General features: G+C 74.7%; 15 protein-coding genes and 1 pseudogene. 4 read left to right on the top strand and 12 right to left on the bottom strand.

The window, feature by feature from the left end; all coding sequences use genetic code 11:
* Together ACWGL3_RS10055 and ACWGL3_RS10050 are read left to right on the top strand one after the other, a co-directional pair.
* Positions 1-186 (top strand): annotated as a pseudogene (locus ACWGL3_RS10055) (succinate--CoA ligase subunit alpha); the annotation flags it as partial.
* Positions 183-1730, top strand: coding sequence for an aldehyde dehydrogenase family protein (locus ACWGL3_RS10050; protein ID WP_267948001.1), 1548 nt, complete (start codon positions 183-185; stop codon positions 1728-1730). The pseudogene ACWGL3_RS10055 and the gene ACWGL3_RS10050, both read left to right, overlap by 4 nt.
* Positions 1731-1952: 222 nt before the next feature.
* On the opposite strand, the gene fdhD is transcribed toward ACWGL3_RS10050, so the two are convergent.
* From fdhD to ACWGL3_RS10025, 5 genes are all read right to left on the bottom strand, one after another.
* Positions 1953-2834, bottom strand: coding sequence for a formate dehydrogenase accessory sulfurtransferase FdhD (fdhD, locus tag ACWGL3_RS10045; RefSeq protein ID WP_267948002.1), 882 nt, complete (start codon positions 2832-2834; stop codon positions 1953-1955).
* Positions 2835-2929: 95 nt separating this feature from the next.
* Positions 2930-3904 carry a 2Fe-2S iron-sulfur cluster-binding protein gene (locus ACWGL3_RS10040; RefSeq protein WP_267948003.1) on the bottom strand — a complete coding sequence of 325 codons (975 nt, stop codon included), beginning with the start codon at positions 3902-3904 and terminating at the stop codon, positions 2930-2932.
* Positions 3901-5895 carry an NAD(P)H-dependent oxidoreductase subunit E gene (locus ACWGL3_RS10035; RefSeq protein WP_267948004.1) on the bottom strand — a complete coding sequence of 665 codons (1995 nt, stop codon included), beginning with the start codon at positions 5893-5895 and terminating at the stop codon, positions 3901-3903. The genes ACWGL3_RS10040 and ACWGL3_RS10035 overlap by 4 nt, the downstream gene beginning before the upstream one ends.
* 217 nt (positions 5896-6112) lie before the next feature.
* A complete protein-coding gene (locus ACWGL3_RS10030) occupies positions 6113-8056 on the bottom strand; it encodes a molybdopterin oxidoreductase family protein (RefSeq protein ID WP_267948005.1) in 1944 nt (647 codons plus the stop codon).
* Positions 8057-8159: 103 nt separating this feature from the next.
* Positions 8160-9179, bottom strand: coding sequence for a 2-dehydropantoate 2-reductase (locus ACWGL3_RS10025; RefSeq protein WP_267948006.1), 1020 nt, complete (start codon positions 9177-9179; stop codon positions 8160-8162).
* Positions 9180-9384: 205 nt separating this feature from the next.
* Between ACWGL3_RS10025 and ACWGL3_RS10020 the strand changes: the two genes are divergently transcribed.
* Both ACWGL3_RS10020 and ACWGL3_RS10015 read left to right on the top strand, forming a co-directional pair.
* Positions 9385-10488 carry a molybdopterin-binding protein gene (locus tag ACWGL3_RS10020; RefSeq protein WP_267948007.1) on the top strand — a complete coding sequence of 368 codons (1104 nt, stop codon included), beginning with the start codon at positions 9385-9387 and terminating at the stop codon, positions 10486-10488.
* A 67-nt stretch (positions 10489-10555) separates the two neighbouring features.
* Positions 10556-11239: a GntR family transcriptional regulator gene (locus ACWGL3_RS10015; RefSeq protein WP_267948008.1), complete on the top strand. Its 684-nt coding sequence runs from the start codon at positions 10556-10558 to the stop codon at positions 11237-11239.
* A 25-nt stretch (positions 11240-11264) separates the two neighbouring features.
* Here ACWGL3_RS10015 and ACWGL3_RS10010 read toward each other — a convergent pair whose 3' ends face one another.
* From ACWGL3_RS10010 to ACWGL3_RS09980, 7 genes are all read right to left on the bottom strand, one after another.
* Positions 11265-11762 (bottom strand): DUF2087 domain-containing protein, encoded by a 498-nt coding sequence (locus tag ACWGL3_RS10010; RefSeq protein WP_267948009.1) that lies wholly within the window; start codon positions 11760-11762, stop codon positions 11265-11267.
* Positions 11763-11831: 69 nt separating this feature from the next.
* Positions 11832-12650 (bottom strand): HAD family hydrolase, encoded by an 819-nt coding sequence (locus ACWGL3_RS10005; RefSeq protein WP_267948010.1) that lies wholly within the window; start codon positions 12648-12650, stop codon positions 11832-11834.
* Positions 12650-13636 carry an STM4011 family radical SAM protein gene (locus ACWGL3_RS10000; protein WP_267950237.1) on the bottom strand — a complete coding sequence of 329 codons (987 nt, stop codon included), beginning with the start codon at positions 13634-13636 and terminating at the stop codon, positions 12650-12652. Before ACWGL3_RS10000 ends, ACWGL3_RS10005 begins: the two co-directional genes overlap by 1 nt.
* A gap of 152 nt (positions 13637-13788) precedes the next feature.
* Positions 13789-15141, bottom strand: coding sequence for an STM4012 family radical SAM protein (locus ACWGL3_RS09995; protein WP_352986997.1), 1353 nt, complete (start codon positions 15139-15141; stop codon positions 13789-13791).
* Entirely contained in the window at positions 15138-15995 is an 858-nt protein-coding gene (locus ACWGL3_RS09990; RefSeq protein ID WP_267948012.1) for an STM4013/SEN3800 family hydrolase, read from the bottom strand. The genes ACWGL3_RS09995 and ACWGL3_RS09990 overlap by 4 nt, the downstream gene beginning before the upstream one ends.
* 68 nt (positions 15996-16063) lie before the next feature.
* Entirely contained in the window at positions 16064-17191 is a 1128-nt protein-coding gene (locus ACWGL3_RS09985) for an STM4014 family protein (RefSeq protein WP_267948013.1), read from the bottom strand.
* The gene (locus ACWGL3_RS09980) at positions 17188-18264 is read right to left on the bottom strand and encodes an STM4015 family protein (RefSeq protein ID WP_267948014.1); all 1077 of its coding nucleotides are present in this window, start codon (positions 18262-18264) and stop codon (positions 17188-17190) included. Before ACWGL3_RS09980 ends, ACWGL3_RS09985 begins: the two co-directional genes overlap by 4 nt.
* Positions 18265-18266: the final 2 nt, after the last annotated feature.

Genomic DNA, 18266 nt, shown 5'->3' with positions numbered 1-18266 from the left:
GCGGGCGCGATCGTGTCGGGTTCGGCGGGCACGGCCGCGGCCAAGCAGGAGGCCCTGGAGGCCGCCGGCGTCAAGGTCGGCAAGACCCCCAGCGAAGCGGCCCGCCTCGTGCGCGCCGTCCTCGGCGGAACCCACGGCGGAGAGGAGGCGGGCGCCCTCTCCACGGCGGCGCCCACGGCCCCATGACGACGATGCCCAAGCCCGGCACCTCCTGGGCCGCACTGTACGCCCGCTGCCGGGAGGCCGCCCCGGAGGCCTTCGGCCCGGACCGCGTCCACAACCACTGGGGCGGGCGGTGGCGCCCCGACGGCGAGCCCCGGGCCTCCTACTCGCCCGTGGACGGTTCGCGGACCGCGGACCTGCCCATGCTGGACGGCGCCACCGCGGCCCTCGCCGTGGCCGGGGCCGCCGCCGGGCACCGCGCGTGGGCCGCACTCCCCCTCGCGGAGAGGCAGGCACGGGTGCGCGCCGCGGTCCGCGCCTGGGAACGGCACCGCGACACCCTCGCCCTCGCCCTCGTGTGGGAGATCGGCAAGCCCTGGCGGCTGGCCCGCCAGGACGTGGACCGGGCGATCTCCGGGGTGGAGTGGTACCTGGACGGCATCGGGCCCATGCTCGACGGCCGCCTCCCCCTGGACGGCCCCGTCAGCAACATCGCGAGCTGGAACTACCCGATGAGCGTGCTCGCGCACGCGATGTGCGTCCAGGCGCTCGCGGGCAACGGGGTGATCGCCAAGACGCCCACCGACGGCGGGCTGGTCTGCCTGACCCTCGCCGTGGCCCTCGCGGTCCGGGAGGGGCTGCCGTTCACCCTCGTCAGCGGGGGCGGGCGCGAGCTGTCCCCGGCGCTGGTGAAGGGGCCCGAGATCGGCTGCGTGTCCTTCGTCGGAGGCCGGGACGCCGGCGGCCGGGTGGCGGCCGACGTCGCCGACCTGGGGCGGCCGCACGTCCTGGAACAGGAGGGGCTGAACTGCTGGGGAGTGTGGGAGTTCAGCGACTGGGAGACCCTCTCCGGCCAGATCCGCAAGACCTTCGACTACGCCAAGCAGCGCTGCACCGCCTACCCGCGGTTCGTCGTGCAGCGGTCCCGCTTCGACGCGTTCCTCGACGCCTACCTCACCGCGGTCCGCGGCGTCCGTTTCGGCCACCCGCTCGCCGTGGAGTCCCCCGACGACGACCTGCCGGAGCTGGACTTCGGCCCCCTCGTCAACGCGGCCAAGGCCAAGGAGCTCACCGACCGCGTCGCCGAGGCCGTCGCGGGCGGGGCCGTGCCCCTCTACCGCGGCGGACTGGACGACGCCCTCCTGCTCCCGGGCCAGAACACGGACGCCTACGTGGCGCCGGTGGCCCTCCTGGAGCCGCCGCGCTCCTCACCGCTGTTCCACGCCGAGCCCTTCGGCCCGGTCGACTCGATCGTGCTGGTGGACACCGAGGCCGAACTCCTGGCCGGGATGAACGCCAGCAACGGGGCCCTGGTCGCCACGGTCTCCTGCGACGACCCCGACACCGCCTCGCGCCTGGCCGGGGGCGTGCGCGCCTTCAAGGTCGGCGTCAACCGGCCGCGCTCGCGCGGCGACCGCGACGAGCTGTTCGGCGGCTGGGGCGACTCCTGGCGGGGCGCCTTCGTCGGCGGGGAGCTCCTCGTCCACGCGGTCACCCGGGGGCCCGCCGCCGAGCGCCTGCCCGGCAACTTCCCGCACTACACGCTGCGCCCCGAGGGGCGCGTCTGACCGGCGGGGGACCCGGGACGGGTCCGGTGCGCGGGGCCGGGACACGGCTCCCGGCGCACCGGGCCCGGCACGGCCGCTCCCGCGGCCGGCCGGAGGATCCGGACCGGTCGCGGGGGCACGTCCGGGGTGTCCGGGCGCCGCTCCGAGCGGCGGTGCGGACACGGGGCCGGGTGTCGGGGGCGGTCGGTGCAGGGGGCTGGAGCGCGCCGACCGCCCCCGCGTCTACTGACCCGAACTGCGGACGCCTCCCGTGGCCGCCGAGGGCGCGCTGAGCGCCTTCTTCAGGAGGATCCGATGCCTTCCGGCGTAGACGTTCATGGAGGTGCCCCTGAGGAACCCGGCGAGCGTGATGCCCGCCTCCTCGGCCAGGTCGACGGCCAGGGACGAGGGCGCGGAGACGGCCGCCATCATCGGGACGCCGGCCATCCAGGCCTTCTGCACCAGCTCGAAGGAGGCGCGGCCCGAGAGCATCAGCACCGTGCCCTCCAGCGGCAGCCGGCCGGAGCGCAGCGCCCAGCCGACCAGCTTGTCGACCGCGTTGTGGCGGCCCACGTCCTCGCGCAGGGCGAGGAGTTCGCCCTCCGCGGTGAACAGCCCGGCGGCGTGCAGCCCGCCCGTGCGGTCGAACACCCGCTGCGCCTCGCGCAGGCGGTCGGGCAGGGCCGTCAGGGTGTCCGCGCCGATCCGGGCCCCGTCCTCCGCGACCTGCCACCTGGCCTGGGTGCGGACGGCGTCCAGGCTGGCCTTGCCGCACAGGCCGCAGGAGGACGTGGTGTAGAAGTTGCGCTCCAGCGACGTGTCCGGGCGGGGGACGCCCGGGGCCAGGGACACGTCGAGCACGTTGTAGGTGTTGGAGCCGTCCTCGGTCGCGCCCGCGCAGTAGCGGATCGCGGTGATCTCCTCGGCCCGCGAGACCACGCCCTCGCTCACGAGGAACCCGGCGGCCAGGTCGAAGTCGTCGCCGGGCGTGCGCATGGTGACGCTCAGCGGCTCACCGTCCAGCCTGATCTCCAGCGGCTCCTCCACGACGAACGTGTCCACGCGCTCGGTCGCGGACCCGTCCTTGATCCGGAGCACCTTCCCCCGGACAGTGACCCGTCCCATCTCCGCCCCACCGCCTTCCGGTGTCCTGCCGTCCCCGGTTCTACACGATATGTCCGGGATTCTCATCCTCGTGGTTCCGCGCGGGGCGGAACGGTTCAGGAACCGCCGCCGCCGGCGCCACTGCCTTTGCCGTCGCCGCCGCGGCGCTGCACGTGCTGGAAGCCGAACCGTCCCTTGATGCACAGGTTCCCGTGGGTCACGGGGTTGTCGTGCGGGGACGTGACCTTCACGATCTCGTTGTCCTGCACGTGCAGCGTAACGTTGCAGCCGACCCCGCAGTACGTGCAGATCGTGGTGGTCTCGGTCTGTTTGTCCTCGTCCCAGGTCCCCGCTTGGCGCATGTCGAACTCGGTGCCGAAGGAGAGGGCCCCGGTGGGGCAGACCTCGATGCAGTTCCCGCAGTACACGCAGGCCGAGTCGGGCAGGGTGACGTCGTGCTCGGTGGAGATGCGGGCGTCGAACCCGCGCCCGGCCACCCCGATCGCGAAGGTGTTCTGCCACTGGTCCCCGCAGGCGTCGACGCACTTGTAGCACATGATGCACTTGGAGTAGTCGCGCACGTACAGGTCGTTGTCGATCTTCGCGGGCTGCTCGACCGTCGCCGCGACCGAGCCGTCGCCGGGCTCGTGCTCGCCGGAGCGCCGGGCGTCGCGCACGCCGAGCGCGGCGGCCTCGGCGCGCGGGCCGAACCTGTCGGGCTCCGCCTCGTAGCGCTCCATCCACTCGGCGACCTTCGGGGTGGTGGACAGGTCCACGGAGGAGCCGAGCAGCTCCAGGACCAGCTTGCGGCTGTGGCGCACCCGCTCGGAGTCGGTCGCCACGGACATGCCGGGCTCCAGCTTGCGCGAGCAGGCGGGGGCGAGCGTGCGCGCGCCCTCCACCTCCACCACGCACACGCGGCAGGCGTTCCTGGGCGTGAGGGTGTCGCCGTGGCAGAGGGTGGGGATCTCGGTGCCGCGCTCGGCGCACGCCTCCAGGACGGTGGTGCCCTCGGGCACACGGACCTGCTCTCCGTCGATGGTCGCGTCGATCAGCCGCCTGGGCGGGGCCAGGAGTACGGGGACGGTCATCGGGCCTCCTCGGTTGCCGCCCGGTCGCCCGCGGCGGTGCTCTGCTGGATGTCGTCGGAGGCGGCCCGGTCGGGGCCGCCGAACAGGTCGAGCCGGTCGATCGCCGACTCCACGGCGTTCCAGGCCGTCTGCCCCAGTCCGCAGATCGAGGCGTCCTTCATCGCACGGCCGACCTCGCGGAGCAGGGGGACCTCGGCGGCCGCGTCTGCCCCCGCGCTGATCCGCAGCAGCGACTCCTCCTGGCGCACCGTACCGACACGGCAGGGGACGCACTGGCCGCAGGACTCGTCGCGGAAGAAGGCCGCCACCCGGACCAGGGTCGCGACCAGGTCGGCGGTGTCGTCCAGGACCAGGACCACGCCCGAGCCCAGGGTCGTCCCGGCCGCGCGGGCGCCCTCGAAGGTCAGGGGGATGTCGAGTTCGTCGCCGCGGACGAACGCCCCGGCCGCCCCGCCGAGCAGGACCGCCTGGACGGTGCGGCCCTCCGGCATGCCCCCGGCCGCCTCGATGAGGTCGCGCAGGGTGGCCCCGAACGGCAGCTCGTACAGCCCGGGGCGGCGCACGCCGCCGGACAGGCAGAACAGCTTGGGTCCCGTGGACCCGCCCGTGCCGACGGCCGCGTAGGCGGGGCCGCCCATCAGCATGATCGGCAGGACGTTGACCAGCGTCTCGACGTTGTTCACGGCGGTGGGCTTGCCGAACAGGCCCTTCTCCACGGGGAAGGGCGGCTTGGTGCGGGGCTCGCCCCGGTAGCCCTCGATGGAGCCGAAGATCGCGGTCTCCTCGCCGCAGATGTAGGCCCCGGCGCCCCGCCGGATCTCGATGTCGAAGGCGAACCCCGAGCCCAGGACGTCCGGCCCGAGGAGTCCGCGCTCCCGTGCGAGCGCGACGGCGTTCTCCAGGTGCCGCAGCGCGCGGGGGTACTCCCCCCGGATGTACAGGAACCCGAGCCGCGCCCCGACGGCGTAGCCGGCGATCGTCATCGCCTCGATGACGGAGAAGGGGTCGCCCTCCATCAGGACGCGGTCCTTGAAGGTGCCCGGCTCGCTCTCGTCGGCGTTGCACACCAGGTAGTGCGGGCCGTCCGGCTGCTGGGCGGTGGCCTGCCACTTGCGGCCGGTGGGGAAGGCGGCTCCGCCCCGGCCGACCAGGCCGGAGTCGGAGACCTCCCGGATCACGCCGGCCGGGCCGAGCCGCAGCGCCCGGCGCAGTGCCGCGTAGCCGCCGGCGGCGCGGTAGTCGTCCAGGCTGAGGGGGTCGACGGTACCGACGCGCCGGAGGAGCACGTGGCCGGGCGACCCGGCGTCGGGGACCGCCGCCGAGGGGGCGGGCTCCGGGGCGGCGCCGGGCAGGGGATCGGCGCCGAAGGTGGTGGGGGAGGGGGCGCCGTGTCCGTTCGCGGAGACCGGTGCGGCGGAGCCGGGGGAGGCGTCCCCCGCCAGCGCGTCCAGGTCCCCGGGGGCGGCGGGCGCGGCGACGGCGTACCGTGCCGGGGCGCCGGCCTCGAGGGCCAGGGCGGCGGGCGCGCGTTCGCACATGCCGAGGCAGGGGCTCTCGTGCCAGGTGGTGTCGCCGTCGTGTCCGCCGGGCGGGCCGAGGCGTTCGGCGAGCCGGTCGCGCAGGCCGGACGACCCGGCCGCCGCGCAGGCGATGTCGGTGCACAGGTGCACGACCCGGCGGGGGCGCTTGCGCAGGGAGAACATCGCGTAGAAGGAGGCGACGGCGTAGGCCTCCGCCGGCGGGACGGTGAGCCGTCGGCAGATGTGGTCCAGGGCGGGCCTGCTGATCCAGCCCACCCGGTCGTTGACCGCGTGGAGGGCGGGCATGAGCAGGTCGCGTCTGTCCCGGGCGGTGTGGCCTCCCCGCGCGTAGCGCAGGTCGACGTCCTGGCGGGCGCCGCCGTCCCAACCGGATTCGGGGGGACCGAGCACGCTGTCGACGGCTTCGCGCTCGACGGCGGTGGGCGCCTCGTCCAGGAATCGCAGGTCCACGTCTGTGTCACCTCAATCTCGTGTAATCCAGATCACAGGATTTTGTATACAGAGGACAGTATGATGCTGGTTATCGGGTTGACAACCCCCGTACGCGCCAAGATCGCGTAAGGAGACCCGGCCCCCGGGGCGCGCGCCCGAACGCGTCGCCCAGGGAGGGGACCGCGCCGTCGCCGCAGGGGGCTGGGGCGACGGCGCGGTCCGCCGTCCGCGCACGTCAGGGCGCCGGCGCCGCACTGCCGGCGTGTTCCTCCACCCTCTCGATCCGCACCGCCGCGGCCTTGTACTCGGCCGTCCCCGCGATCGGGTCGGTGGCGTCGATGGTCAGCAGCTGGGTGTCCACCTGGTGGGGGAAGTGGAACGTCATGAACACCAACCCCTGCCGCATCGCCTCCGTGACGGAGACGGGGACGAGGACGGAGCCCCGGCGCGAGGTCACCCGCACCGTCTCGCCGTCGGCGACGCCGAGCTTGGCCGCGTCCTCGGGCGAGAGGTCCAGCAGCTCGCCCCGGCGCAGCGGCGACGAGAAGCCGCCGGTCTGCACCCCGGTGTTGTAGTCGTCCAGGCGCCGCCCCGTCGTCAGCCGGAACGGGAAGTCCTCGTCGAGCAGGTCGACCGGCGGGGAGTGGCCCACGATCCCGAACGGGGCGGGTTCGCCGCGCTCGGCGGGGTCCTCCGACCACAGGCGCGAGTGCAGGTAGCTCGGCTCCAGGGCGTCCTCGGAGTAGGAGGGCCACTGGATGCCGTGCAGCTCGGCCAGGCGCGCGTAGCTCATGCCCCGGTGCATGGGGGAGAGGGAGCGGACCTCGTTCCAGATCTCCTCGGCCGAGGGCCGGGACCAGTCGACGCCGAGGCGGGTCGCGAGGTCGCACATGATCTCGATGTCGTCGCGGGCGCCCTCCGGCGGGTCCAGGGCCTTGCGGACCAGCTGCACGCGGCGCTCGCTGTTGGTGAAGGTGCCGTCGGACTCGCACCAGGAGGCGCTCGCGGGGAGCACCACGTCGGCGAGCTCGGCGGTGCGGGTCAGGAAGATGTCCTGCACCACCAGGTGGTCCAGGCTGCGCAGGCGGCGGGTGGTCTTCTCGGTCTCGGGCTCGGACTGGACCGGGTTCTCGCCGATCACGTAGAGCGTCCTGAGCTCCCGCTCGTCCATCGCCTCGAACATCTGGGTCAGGGTCTTGCCCTTGGTGCCCTGGATCTCGCGGCCCCACGCGGCCTCGAAGGGCGCGCGCGCCTCCGGGTCCAGGATGTCCTGGAACCCGGCCAGCCGGTCGGGGATGGCGCCCATGTCGCCGCCGCCCTGCACGTTGTTCTGGCCGCGCAGCGGGTTGAGCCCCGAGCCGTGCCGTCCCACGTGCCCGGTAAGCAGGGCCAGGTTGATGAGCGAGCGGACGTTGTCGGTGGCGTTGTGGTGCTCGGTGATGCCGAGCGTCCAGCACATCTGGGCGCGCTCGGCCCGGGCGTAGGCGTGCGCCAGCTCGCGGATGGCCTCGGCGGGCACGCCGGTCTCGGCCTCGGCGGCGGCGAGCGTCCAGGGCTCGACCAGCGCGCGGTACTCGTCGAACCCGCTCGTGGCGCGCCGGACGAAGGTGTCGTTGGCCAGGCCCGCGTGCAGGATCTCGCGTCCGATCGCGTGCGCGAGCGGGATGTCGGTGCCCACGTTCAGTCCGAGCCAGCGGTCGGCCCACTCGGCGGTCGAGGTGCGCCGGGGGTCGACGACGAACAGGCGCGCGCCGTTGCGCACGCCCTTGAGCACGTGCTGGAAGAAGATGGGGTGGGCGAAGCGCGGGTTGCCCCCCCAGATCACGATGAGGTCGGTGTCCTCGACCTCGGCGTAGGAGGAGGTCCCCCCGCCCGAGCCGAAGGCCGCGGCCAGGCCGGCGACGCTGGGCGCGTGGCAGGTGCGGTTGCAGGAGTCGACGTTGTTGGTGCCGACGACGACGCGGGTGAACTTCTGCGCCATGAAGTTCATCTCGTTGGTCGCCCGCGCGCAGGAGAGCATGCCGAAGGAGTCGGGCCCGTGCTCGTCCACGCCGCGCCGGAACCCGGCGGCCGCGCGGTCGAGGGCCTCCTCCCAGGAGGCCGGGCGCAGTTCGCCGCCGTCGCGGACGAGGGGGCGGGTGAGTCGGTCGTAGGGAGCGGAGAAATCGTCGGATCGCATGTGGCCTCGCTTGGTGGTCGTGGCCGGATTCGCCTGGTCCGACGGCGCCCGTGGCGCCTGACGGGGATACTGCATACAGTATTTAGCGATCATGAGTCATGGGTCAAGACCGGGCGGCCGGCGCGGGTGCGGGGGGAGCCGGGGGTCCGGGGGCGTCGAGCATCCGGTCGTTGAGCAGCCCGGCCACGGCGTCCACCGCCCGGAGGGCCGGGGCGGGGGTGCCGGTCAGGTCGGCCAGCTCCACCACGGCGGACAGGATGACGTCCAGTTCCATGGGCCGCCCGCGCTCCAGGTCGTGCAGGGTCGAGGTGCGGTGGTCCCCGGCGCGCTCGGCCCCGGCCAGGCGGCGGTCGATGGAGACGGCGGGGTGCACGCCGAGCCGCGCCGCGACCTCCAGGGTCTCGGCCATCATGGTGCGCGCCATCTCCCGGGTCGAGCGGTTCCGGCAGATCTGCGCCATGGTGGAGCGGGTCAGCGCGCTCAGCGGGTTGAAGACGATGTTGCCCATCAGCTTCACCCAGATGTCCTCGCGCAGGTCCTGCTCGATCGGGCACTTGAGGCCGCCCGCCTCCATCGCGGCCTGGAAGTCGCGGCAGCGCGCGGAGGAGGACCGGTCCGGCTCGCCGATGGAGAACCGGGTCCCCTCCATGTGCCGGATCACCCCCGGGCCCGCGAGCTCGGTGGCCGCGTAGACCACGCACCCGACCGCGCGCTCGACCGGGATCGTCCGGCTGACCGCTCCCCCCGGGTCCACGCTCTCGATGCGGTGTCCCGCGAGGGGGCCCTCGACCCCGTGGAAGTACCACCACGGGATGCCGTTCTGGGCGGCGACGACCATGGTGGAGGGGCCCATCAGGGGGCGCAGCATCGGGCCGCAGCCCGCGTAGTGCTGGGCCTTCAGGCCGAGGAGGACGGCGTCGACGGGGCCGACCTCGGACGGGTCGTCGGTGGCGTGCGGGTGCGCGGTGAAGTCGCCGCGCGCGCTGAGCACGCGGACGCCCCGCTCCCGCAGGGCCTCCAGGTGGGCGCCGCGGGCGATGAGGTGGACGTCGGCCCCGCCCCTGTGGAGTGCGGCGCCCGCGTAGGCGCCGATCGCTCCGGCGCCGAGTACGGCGATTCGCATGAGGACTCCCTTCCTTTCACATACTGTATACAGTATGCTCCGAGATATCGTTCTCCACATGTCGGTAGGGAGAGAAGGAATGCCCGACCAGGGTTCCCCGGAAACTTCTCCGCTTCTTCACGTCGGAGACCACCCGCGACCCCCGCTGCCCTGGACCGCTGCGCGGGAGCTGGCGCGGGTGACCGGTGCCGAGGGTGGCACGCCCATGGCCGAGGAGCCGCTCGCCGGCGCCCTCGGCGCCACCCTCGGCGCCGACCTCGTCGCGGCGGTCGACGTCCCCGCGCTCGACAGCGCCGCCATGGACGGGTACGCGGTGTCCGGGGAGGGCCCCTGGTCGGTCCTCGGGCGCTCGCTCGCGGGGCGGCGGTGCCCGGTCGTCCGGCTGGGGGGCGGTGAGGCAGTGGAGGTCGCCACCGGCGCCGTCCTGCCGGACGGCACCACGGCGGTCCTGCCGCGCGAGCTGGCGACGGAGTCCTCCGGCGCCGTGCGCGGCGGGATCGGCGAGGGGCGGCACATCCGCCGCCGGGGCGAGACCACGGCGGCGGGAACGCCGGTCGCCCGCCGGGGTAGCCCCGTCACCCCCGCCCTCCTGGGGCTCGCCGCGAGCCTGGGCCGCGACACCCTGCCCGTGGTCCGGCCCCTCGTGCGGGTCCTGGTCACGGGGGACGAGGTCGTGGTCGAGGGGGCGCCGCGCCCCGGGGCGGTGCGGGACGCGATCGGTCCCGTGCTGCCCGGGCTCGTCGCCTGGGCCGGGGGCGCCTGCGCCCCCGCGGTGCGGGTCCCCGACCGGGGCCGGGACCTGGCGCGGGCGCTCGGCGTCGCAGGGCCGGCCGAGGTCGTCGCGGTCTGCGGCTCCTCCTCGGCCGGCCCGGCCGACCACCTGCGCCCGGTCCTGGCCCGGCTGGGCGCCAGGGTCGTCGTCGACGGCGTCGCCTGCCGCCCCGGCCATCCGCAGCTGCTGGCCGTCCTGCCCTCCGGGACCGTGGTCGTGGGGCTGCCGGGGAACCCCGGCGCGGCCCTGGCCGCCGCCCTCACCCTGCTGGTTCCGGTGCTCAGCGGCCGTGCGGACCGGCGGGACCCCGCGCACGCCGGCCGGCGGATCGGGCTCATCGGCCCGACCGGCCCGCACCCGTCCGACACCCGTCTGGTGCCGGTGCGCGTGAGCCAGGACCTGGCGGTGGAGCTGCCCGTCTCGGGCTCCGCCGACCTGAGGGGCGCCGCCACGGCGGACGCCCTCGCCGTGGTCCCGCCCTCGCGCGTCCCGGGGCGCGTCCCCGGAAGGGTCGAGCTCGTGGAGGTTCCGACGTGACCCACGCACGTCCTGCGTTTTGTACACTGTCTACAAAGACCGCGCACCAGGATTCCGGAGATTCCCTATGGCCTCGCAGGGGTTGAACACCGTCGCAGGACGGATCCAGCGTCCCGTACCGCTGCGCGAAGCCGTGTACGAGGCCATCCTGGACCTGATCACCACCCGGGCGCTCTCACCCGGCCACCACCTGGTCGAGACGGAGCTGGCCCAGACCCTGGGCGTCTCGCGCCAGCCCGTCCGCGAGGCGATGCAGCGGCTCAGCAACGAGGGGTGGGTGGACCTGCGCCCCGGCTACGGGGCGTTCGTGCACACGCCCACCGAGAGCGAGGCCGACCAGCTCCTGGCGGTCCGCGCGCTGCTGGAGACCGAGTCGGCCCGCCTGGCCGCCGCCAACGCCTCGCCCGAACAGGTCGGCCACCTGCGCGACCTGGTCGCCGCCGGGCGCGCGGCGACCGAGCTCGCCGACACCGACGCGGTGGTCCAGGCCAACGCCGACTTCCACCGCACCGTCACCGAGGCCTCGGGCAACCGGGTGCTCGCCGAACTGGCCGCCCAGGTGGACCGGCGGGTCCGCTGGTACTACGCCCCGGTCGCCCGCATCCGCGGCGCCGCCTCCTGGGACGAGCACGCCAGCCTCGTCGACGTCATCGAGGCGGGGGACGCCGACCAGGCCCTCAGACTGATGAGCGAGCACACCGAGCGCACCCGGCGCACCTACCACGAGCGCGTGGACGGCGACGGCTCCTGAGTCCCCGCGGCGGGGTCGCGGCGGCTCAGTCCGCCGCGACCCGGTACGCGCTCCCGTCGGCCTCGCGCGTCAGGTACCCCTCCTCCACCAGGTACCTGCGCATCGAGGACGGGTCGTCGAAGCAGGTGCGGATCGCCGTGTTCACCTGCTTCTCGGTGTAGACCACCCCGGGCGCGAAGAGCCGCCCCGCGATCCGCGCGAAGACCCCTCGGCGCAGCTCGCGCCGGACGGGCAGGGCGGTCAGCCGTCCCTGGTGGAACAGCGCGTCCACGGGGTCGCGCCCGGCGGGGGCGTTCTCCTCCAGGGCGGCCGCGAACACCCCGGGCACGCACACCACGCGCCCGCCCTCCTCCCTCACGAGGCCGGCGTCCGCCAACCGGCGCAGGTGCCGTACGGCCGCGGAGCCGCCCGCGCGGAGGTCCTCCGGGGCGGCGCCGCCGGCGCCCGCCGCGACCACGCGGGCGTAGAGCGCGAGCCGGTCGGGGTCGGCGAGGGACGAGACGATCTGGGCGGGGTGCGGCACGGTGCTCCTCCTGGCATGGGTTGTCCGCACCCATGAGACCGGAGGGGACGGGCGCCCCGCCAGCGGTTTTCAGCGCCCGGCGAGCAGCCGCTCCACCACCCTGGCCACCCCGTCCTCGGTGCTCGCCGGGGCGACGCCCAGGCCCAGGGCGGGATCGAGCAGGTCCGGGTGCCCGTCGGCCATGGCGTAGCCCATACCGGCCCAGGACAGCGCGGCCAGGTCGTTGGGCATGTCGCCGAAGGCCGCGACCTCCTCCGCGGCCACCCCCCACCGCTCGCAGACCAGTGCCAGGGTGGTGCCCTTGTTGACCCCGGACGCGCTCAGCTCCAGCAGTCCGTGCCCGCCCGAGTAGGTGACCTCCACCAGCGATCCGACCGTCTCCACGGCCGCCTCGTGCAGGAGGTGGACCGGGGTGCCGCCGGAGCGCACCAGCAGCTTGGCGATCGGGGAGGTGCGCTCCAGGAGCTCCTCGGCGGAGTCCAGGACCCCGCTCACCCAGTCGCGGTGCGCCCACGGTTCGAGCAGGTAGCCGGGCTCGTGGAAGAAGCCGGTACCCGTCTCCACGCCGAAGCCGAGGTCGGGCAGCGCGCCGCGCAGCTTCTCGACCACGGTGCCCGCCGTCTCCGGGGACAGGGCGCGTACGAGGGGCTCCTCGTCGGGGAGGTGGGCGAGCGCGCCGTTGCCGCAGAGGACGGCGGCGGAGGTGAACTGGGAGGAGATGTGCCACGTCTCCCGGGGCGGGCGGGCCGTGGAGACGACCACCCTCACCCCCGCGTCGGCGGCCGCCGCCAGCGCTTGTCGGTTGCGGGCGGAGACGAGGCCTCCGGAGCCCAGGAGAGTGCCGTCGAGGTCGGTCGCGATGACCCGGGGAAAGACCATGTGTCGCATTATGTCTGTCTCCGGTGACGGTTTGAAGTGGCGCCGTCCGGGCCCGGTGCGGGCGGCGCCGCGGCCGGGAGGACCGCCGGGACGCGTTCCACGACGCCGCCCCGGAAGACGTCGTAGAGGTCGAGGGTCTCCAGGTGCACGTAGCCGATGTGGCAGTCGCAGCTGGTCAGAGGGCAGGGGGACGGTCCGGGGTCCAGGGCGAACGACCCGTCGTAGAGGTTGCCCATCGGGGTGTCCACGAAGTGGCATCGGCGCACCCCGCCGTCGGCGTCCACGGACAGCACACTGTCACCCGTGCGGCAGGGCCGTCCGAGGCTCGGGTGGGGGTGCCGGCTGTAGTGGAAGTGCGGGTCCAGGGCCTGCCACTCCGCGGCCTCCCCGTCGGTGTAGGTCCGGCCCTCGGCGGCGTTGACCCACAGGTACACGTCACCGGGCAGGTCGGCCCGCATCCTCCGGGCCGCCTCCAGGTGGTCGGGCTCGCCGACCACGCCGACGCTGAACCGCACCCCCGCGGCGGCCAGCTCCCGGGCCTTGGCGAGGAAGCGCTCGTGGGACACCTGGCCGGGGTGGTAGGTGGTCCACAGCGCGGTGGACGACAGGTCGCAGTCGGCCAGCCAGCCCAGTCGGCCGCTCAGGTTGGTCTGGATCGCCACCCTCTCCACGTGGGGCAGGCGGCTGAGCCGGACGATCGCGGTCCGGTACCAGGAGCGCACCAGCCCCTCGCCCCAGGGGGTGAACAGCACCGAGACCCGGGTTCCCGGGTTCTCGGCGGGGCGGTCGGCCACCCAGTCGGCGAACCGCTCCAGGGCGGCCCGGTCCGCGCGCAGGGTCCCGGGGTCGTCGCGCCGCTTGGCGAAGGGGCAGTACGGGCAGTCGTAGTCGCAGCTGGCCAGCGGCCCCCGGTAGAGGAGGGTGAGGTGCGGGGGGAGCTCCGGCGCGGGGCGCGCCCGGTCGGGGGCGCCCGGGGCGCGGGGCGCGGGGGACAGGGCCCCGTGGATCCCCGGCCAGGGGAGCGGTGTCACCCGCGGGGGCGCGGCCGGGGCGGGGGGACGCTCCGACCCGGCCGCGGCGGGGCACGCGGCCGGGTCGGAGGCGCGGGCGGGGGGAGCCCCGTGGTCCGCGGCGGGTTCCACGGCGCTCACCGGGCCTCGTACTCGGCCATCAGCGCCGACACCCGGGCGGAGAAGGCCATCGGCCCGACGGCGTCGGAGTGCGCGAGGCCCTCCGGGCTCAGCCGCACCGTGCCCGGACCGCCGTCCGGTTCCAGCCAGCCGCGCGCGCCGAGCGCGGCGAACAGCTCCGGGAAGTCCTCCGCGGGGTGGCCGCCGAACCGCTCCGCGTAGGCGGCGGCGTCCATGCCCTCGGCCCGCAGCAGAGACTGGACGAGGTGGCGGCGCCGGCGCTCCCCGTCGTCCAGCAGGAACCCCACCTCCGCGTGCGCGAAGTCCCCCGCGCCGCGTCCCACGTAGTCCGCGATGATCGACCGCACGTGGCCCACCCCCACCGCGTAGTCGAACGAGTAGTGGGCGGACGCCGTGTACGACCGCGCCCCGCACCCGAGCCCGACCATGCCGTCGGTCTGGCAGCAGTGGTCCGGCACGTCCGCGCCGGTGGCGGGCGCGTCCGCGCGCCGGAACATGCGCATGGACACCTGCTCGTAGCCGCGTTCCAGCAGGTGGTCGCGCCCCTGCCGGTACAGGCCCAGCCGGTGGTCGTCCCAGTCCCGGGCGCGGCGGCCCAGGCCGGTGAGAGGCCGCACGTACAGGGGGTAGAGGTAGACCTCCTCCGGGGCCCATTCCAGCGCCGTGTCCAGGGAGTACGCCCACGTGCGGGCGTCCTGCCGGTCGATCCCGTAGATGAGGTCGAGGTTGAGGTCGGCGGAGGTGTGCCCGCGCACGGCCGCCAGGGCCCGGTCCACCTCGGCGCGTTTTTGCGGACGCCCCGCGGCGTGGGCCTCGGAGTCGAGGAAGCTCTGCACGCCCATGCTGATCCGGGTCAGGCCGCGCGCCTGGAGCACGTCCAGCCGGTCGGGCGTGGCCGTGGCGGGGGAGGTCTCCACCGAGACCGGTGTCCGGGAGAGGTCCACCCCGAACGCGCGTTCGGTCAGGTCGTAGACCCGGACGAGTTCGTCCGCGGTCAGGTAGGTGGGCGTCCCCCCGCCCAGGGCGGCGCGCGCGAACCGGAACCCGTCGGGCAGCACCGCGGCCACCTCCCCGGCCTGGCGCTCCATCGCGTCCAGGTACGCGGTGACCTGCTCGGCCGGGGGCGTGGACCGCGTGAACAGGTTGCAGAACCCGCAGCGCATCTCGCAGAACGGGATGTGCGCGTACAGGGACAGCGCGCTCACGTCCTCGTCCCGCCACAGGTCGGCCAGCGGCGGGCGGTCCGCGAAGGGCCGGTAGGCGCTCTTGTGCGGATAGGCGTACACGTACGACCGGTACGGGGAGTCCTCGCGCACGGGTTCCGGGCGCGGCACGGGGGTGACGGTCACGGGGTCGCCTCCTCGGCGTGGACGGGTGCGGTGCGTCCCCGGGGCAGGAACGCGTGGGTGTAGGGGACCGTCCATACGGTCTCGTGGCCGATCCGGTGGCCGGTGTACCCGTCCTCGCCGTAGGCGGTGCCGTGGTCGGAGCACACGATCGCGAAGCACGGGCGGCGGGCGGACATCGCGGCGAGGAGGGGCGGCAGGTGCCGGTCGACGTACTCCAGGGCGGCCGCGTGGCTCTCCGGGGTGTCGCCGTCCCCGGGGGAGGCCCCCGGCAGGTGGAACCAGTTGGGCTGGTGCAGTGCGGACGCGTTGAGCAGCAGGAAGAGGGGCCGGTCGGCCGGGCGCTCCCCGGCGATCCGCACGGCCCGCGCCACCTGGTTCTCGAAGGAGCGGGGGTCGGCCACGCCGAACGACTCCTCCCAGTGGCTCTCGGCGAACATGTCCGGGATCACCGACCCCACCGCCGACCGCCGGTTGAAGAACCCCGTCCCCCCGACACAGGCCGTGTGGTACCCCGCTTCGGCGAGGCCGGAGGCCAGGTCGGGGGTGTCGAAGGTCCAGGTGTGCGGCGCGGTGGACACGCTTCCCGGGAAGGCGGCGGCGAACAGGCGCGGATGGGGGCCGGGCGCGGCCGGGGTGGGCAGGAACCCGGCGAGCATCGCCAGGTGGGAGGCGTACGTGAAGCTCCCCGGGGCGTGCCTGCGCTCCCACCCCCCGTCCGGCAGCAGACGGGCGAGGTGGGGGGTGCGGCCCGCCCGCGCGAGTTCGTCGGCCACGTCGAAGCGCAGCGTGTCCAGGGTGAGCAGCAGGATGTCGTGCGTGCCCACCACGGCGTTCATGTCGGGTTCGGTGCTCATCGTTCTTCTTCGGGAGGAGGTGTGCGCGCAGGCCCGGTGTGCGGGTCCGGCTCTTCGGGGGCGGTCCCTCAGGGGGCGGGGACGGGAGGGGCGGGCGCGCCGGTCGGGAAGCGGCCGGCGGCCAGGGCGTGCAGCTGCTCCGCGTAGGTGTCGCGGCCCTCGTGCAGCACCCCGGGGAGGAGGTCGCCGAAGGCGTTGACCTCGCAGACCGTGAACCGCCGCCAGCCGGGCGAGGGCATCAGGTCCACCCCCGCGTGCAGGGTGCGGGGGAAGCACGCGGCGGCGGCCTCGGCGGTGGCCGTCGCCTCGGCCCAGGCACGGGGGCCGACCGACTCCCGCAGGGCGTCGATGTCGCCCCGGGCGTTGCCCAGGTGCAGGTTGGTCATGGGCGAGGACGACGTGCGCGCCACGACGTGGGTGGCTCGCCCCGCGACCACCACCACCCGGAGGTCGAGGACGCGGCCGTCGAAACCGGCCTTGGGCACCCACCGCTCGACGTGCAGCCCCTCGGGGGCCAGGGCGTCCACGACCGCCGCGATGTTGGGTTCCGACGTGTAGGTGCGCGGGCGCAGGCTGTTGAAGAGGCGCACGGACCCGTCCCCGCCGCGCACGAGGTCGGCGGTGGTCACCGCCCGGACCCGGCTGTCGGACGCGACGGCCAGCGCGACCACCCCGGAGGCGGAGGAGCCGTGCGCGGGCTTGACGAACACCCGTGTCCAGCCGTGGTCGGCCATCGCGGCGCGCAGCGACGCGTAGCCCGTGACCGGGCCGGGCAGCGCGGGGGCGACCGGGACCCCCGCGCGGGCCAGGCGGGTGTGGCAGCGCCGCTTGTCGCACATGTCCACCAGGTCCTGCGGATCCTGGAGCAGGCGTGCGCCCGGGGCGGCGGCCACCGCCTCCGAGAGCCGGTCCAGGGCGGCCCGGAACCCGGCGTGGTGGTCGGCGGTGCCCTCGGCGCGGTACGGGTCCGGGGCGCGGTCCCAGCCGCGCAGCAGGCGCTCGGTCTCCACGTCGCCGCCGGGGGAGTCCACCCGGACCAGTCCGCCGTCGGGCAGGCGGACCGGCCCGGCGGCCAGCTCCCGCCACGGCACGACCGAGGGCGGCGCCAGGCCCGCGGACCGGGCCGCCGCGAGGAACAGGTCCAGGCGGCGGTTGCCGGGGACCCCCACCACGACCAGGGGCCGCTCCCGGGTCACTCGGAGACCGCCGAGTAGCGGTGGACGTGCGTCTCTCCGCCGTACTCGCCGACGTCGGGCTCCCGGGGGTCGGACACGTCGACCTCCACCCCGGCCCCGGCGAACTCCGCGCGGACGCGTGCGGCCGTCTCCTCGGACATGTAGTGGTGGTGCAGGTCCAACCGCTTCAGGCCGCGGAAGGCCGGCGCCCCGAGGAGCGCCCGGGCGCCCTCGTCGGTGAGGGTGCCCAGGGAGAGGTCGAGCGTGTCCAGCGAGGAGAGTACGGGCGCCCCGGCCAGCGCGGGGATCCAGTCGTCCAGTTCCTCGGCGTTGCGCAGTCCCAGGTGGCGCAGGCGCGGGAAGGCCTCGCCGGAGAGGACGGGGGCCAGGTCCTCCGGGGTGCTCTCACCGCCGTACTCCTTGGAGCCCGGCCACAGCTCCAGGCGCTCCAGGCCGGGCAGCGGGGACGCGCACACGTCCCGCACGACCTCGGGCCGGAGCGCCCCGCTCTGCACGGTGAGGCTGCGCAGCGCGCGGTGCTCCCCGAGCGCCAGCCCCAGGCCGGCGCTGCCGCCGCGGACGGTGAACTCGGCCAGGTCCGGGAACGCGGCGAGGAGCGGGGAGAGGTCGCCGTGCTCGATCCAGGAGATCTCGTTCTCCTGCTGGCGGATCTCACCGAAGAACAGGGACCGCAGGGCGGTCAGCTTCGGCGCGATGTCGAGCAGCCGGTCGCGGACCTCGTCCGGGGGCATCGCCTCGTAGTCGCCCCCCATGTACCCGACGATCAGGGCGGTCACCTCCGCGGGCGCGACGATCTCCGCGAACCGGCCGAGGTACTGGCCCAGGGTGTCGATCGGGCCGTTGGAGCCCGTGCCGTAGGAGGGGGTCTCCATCCGCAGCCGCCAGGCCGCCGAACCCGGGTCGGCGATGGCCTCGAAGAGCCGTTCGTAGTTCTTCGGGTGCTCGGTGTGCGGCTCGCGGCGGTTGCGGGCCCAGTACATGGCGAGCCCGAAGTCGTCCCTGAGGGCGTCCCACCCCGTGAACTCGACCACGGGGAGGCCGGCGAACTCCGTCAGGTGGCTGCGGTTCGGCAATG

The sequence above is a fragment of the Nocardiopsis sp. NPDC055824 genome (assembly GCF_053616335.1).
Note: the sequence above shows the minus strand (reverse complement) of the source record. Positions and strands in the feature narration are given on the sequence as shown.

Coding starts and splice junctions, on each gene's coding strand:
- ACWGL3_RS10030 (WP_267948005.1), bottom strand. CDS start 8,056: ATGCGATCCGACGATTTCTCCGCTCCCTACGACCGACTCACCCGCCCC.
- ACWGL3_RS10020 (WP_267948007.1), top strand. CDS start 9,385: ATGGCCGAGGAGCCGCTCGCCGGCGCCCTCGGCGCCACCCTCGGCGCC.
- ACWGL3_RS10040 (WP_267948003.1), bottom strand. CDS start 3,904: ATGACCGTCCCCGTACTCCTGGCCCCGCCCAGGCGGCTGATCGACGCG.
- ACWGL3_RS10015 (WP_267948008.1), top strand. CDS start 10,556: ATGGCCTCGCAGGGGTTGAACACCGTCGCAGGACGGATCCAGCGTCCC.
- ACWGL3_RS10050 (WP_267948001.1), top strand. CDS start 183: ATGACGACGATGCCCAAGCCCGGCACCTCCTGGGCCGCACTGTACGCC.
- ACWGL3_RS09990 (WP_267948012.1), bottom strand. CDS start 15,995: ATGAGCACCGAACCCGACATGAACGCCGTGGTGGGCACGCACGACATC.
- fdhD (WP_267948002.1), bottom strand. CDS start 2,834: ATGGGACGGGTCACTGTCCGGGGGAAGGTGCTCCGGATCAAGGACGGG.
- ACWGL3_RS10005 (WP_267948010.1), bottom strand. CDS start 12,650: ATGCGACACATGGTCTTTCCCCGGGTCATCGCGACCGACCTCGACGGC.
- ACWGL3_RS10025 (WP_267948006.1), bottom strand. CDS start 9,179: ATGCGAATCGCCGTACTCGGCGCCGGAGCGATCGGCGCCTACGCGGGC.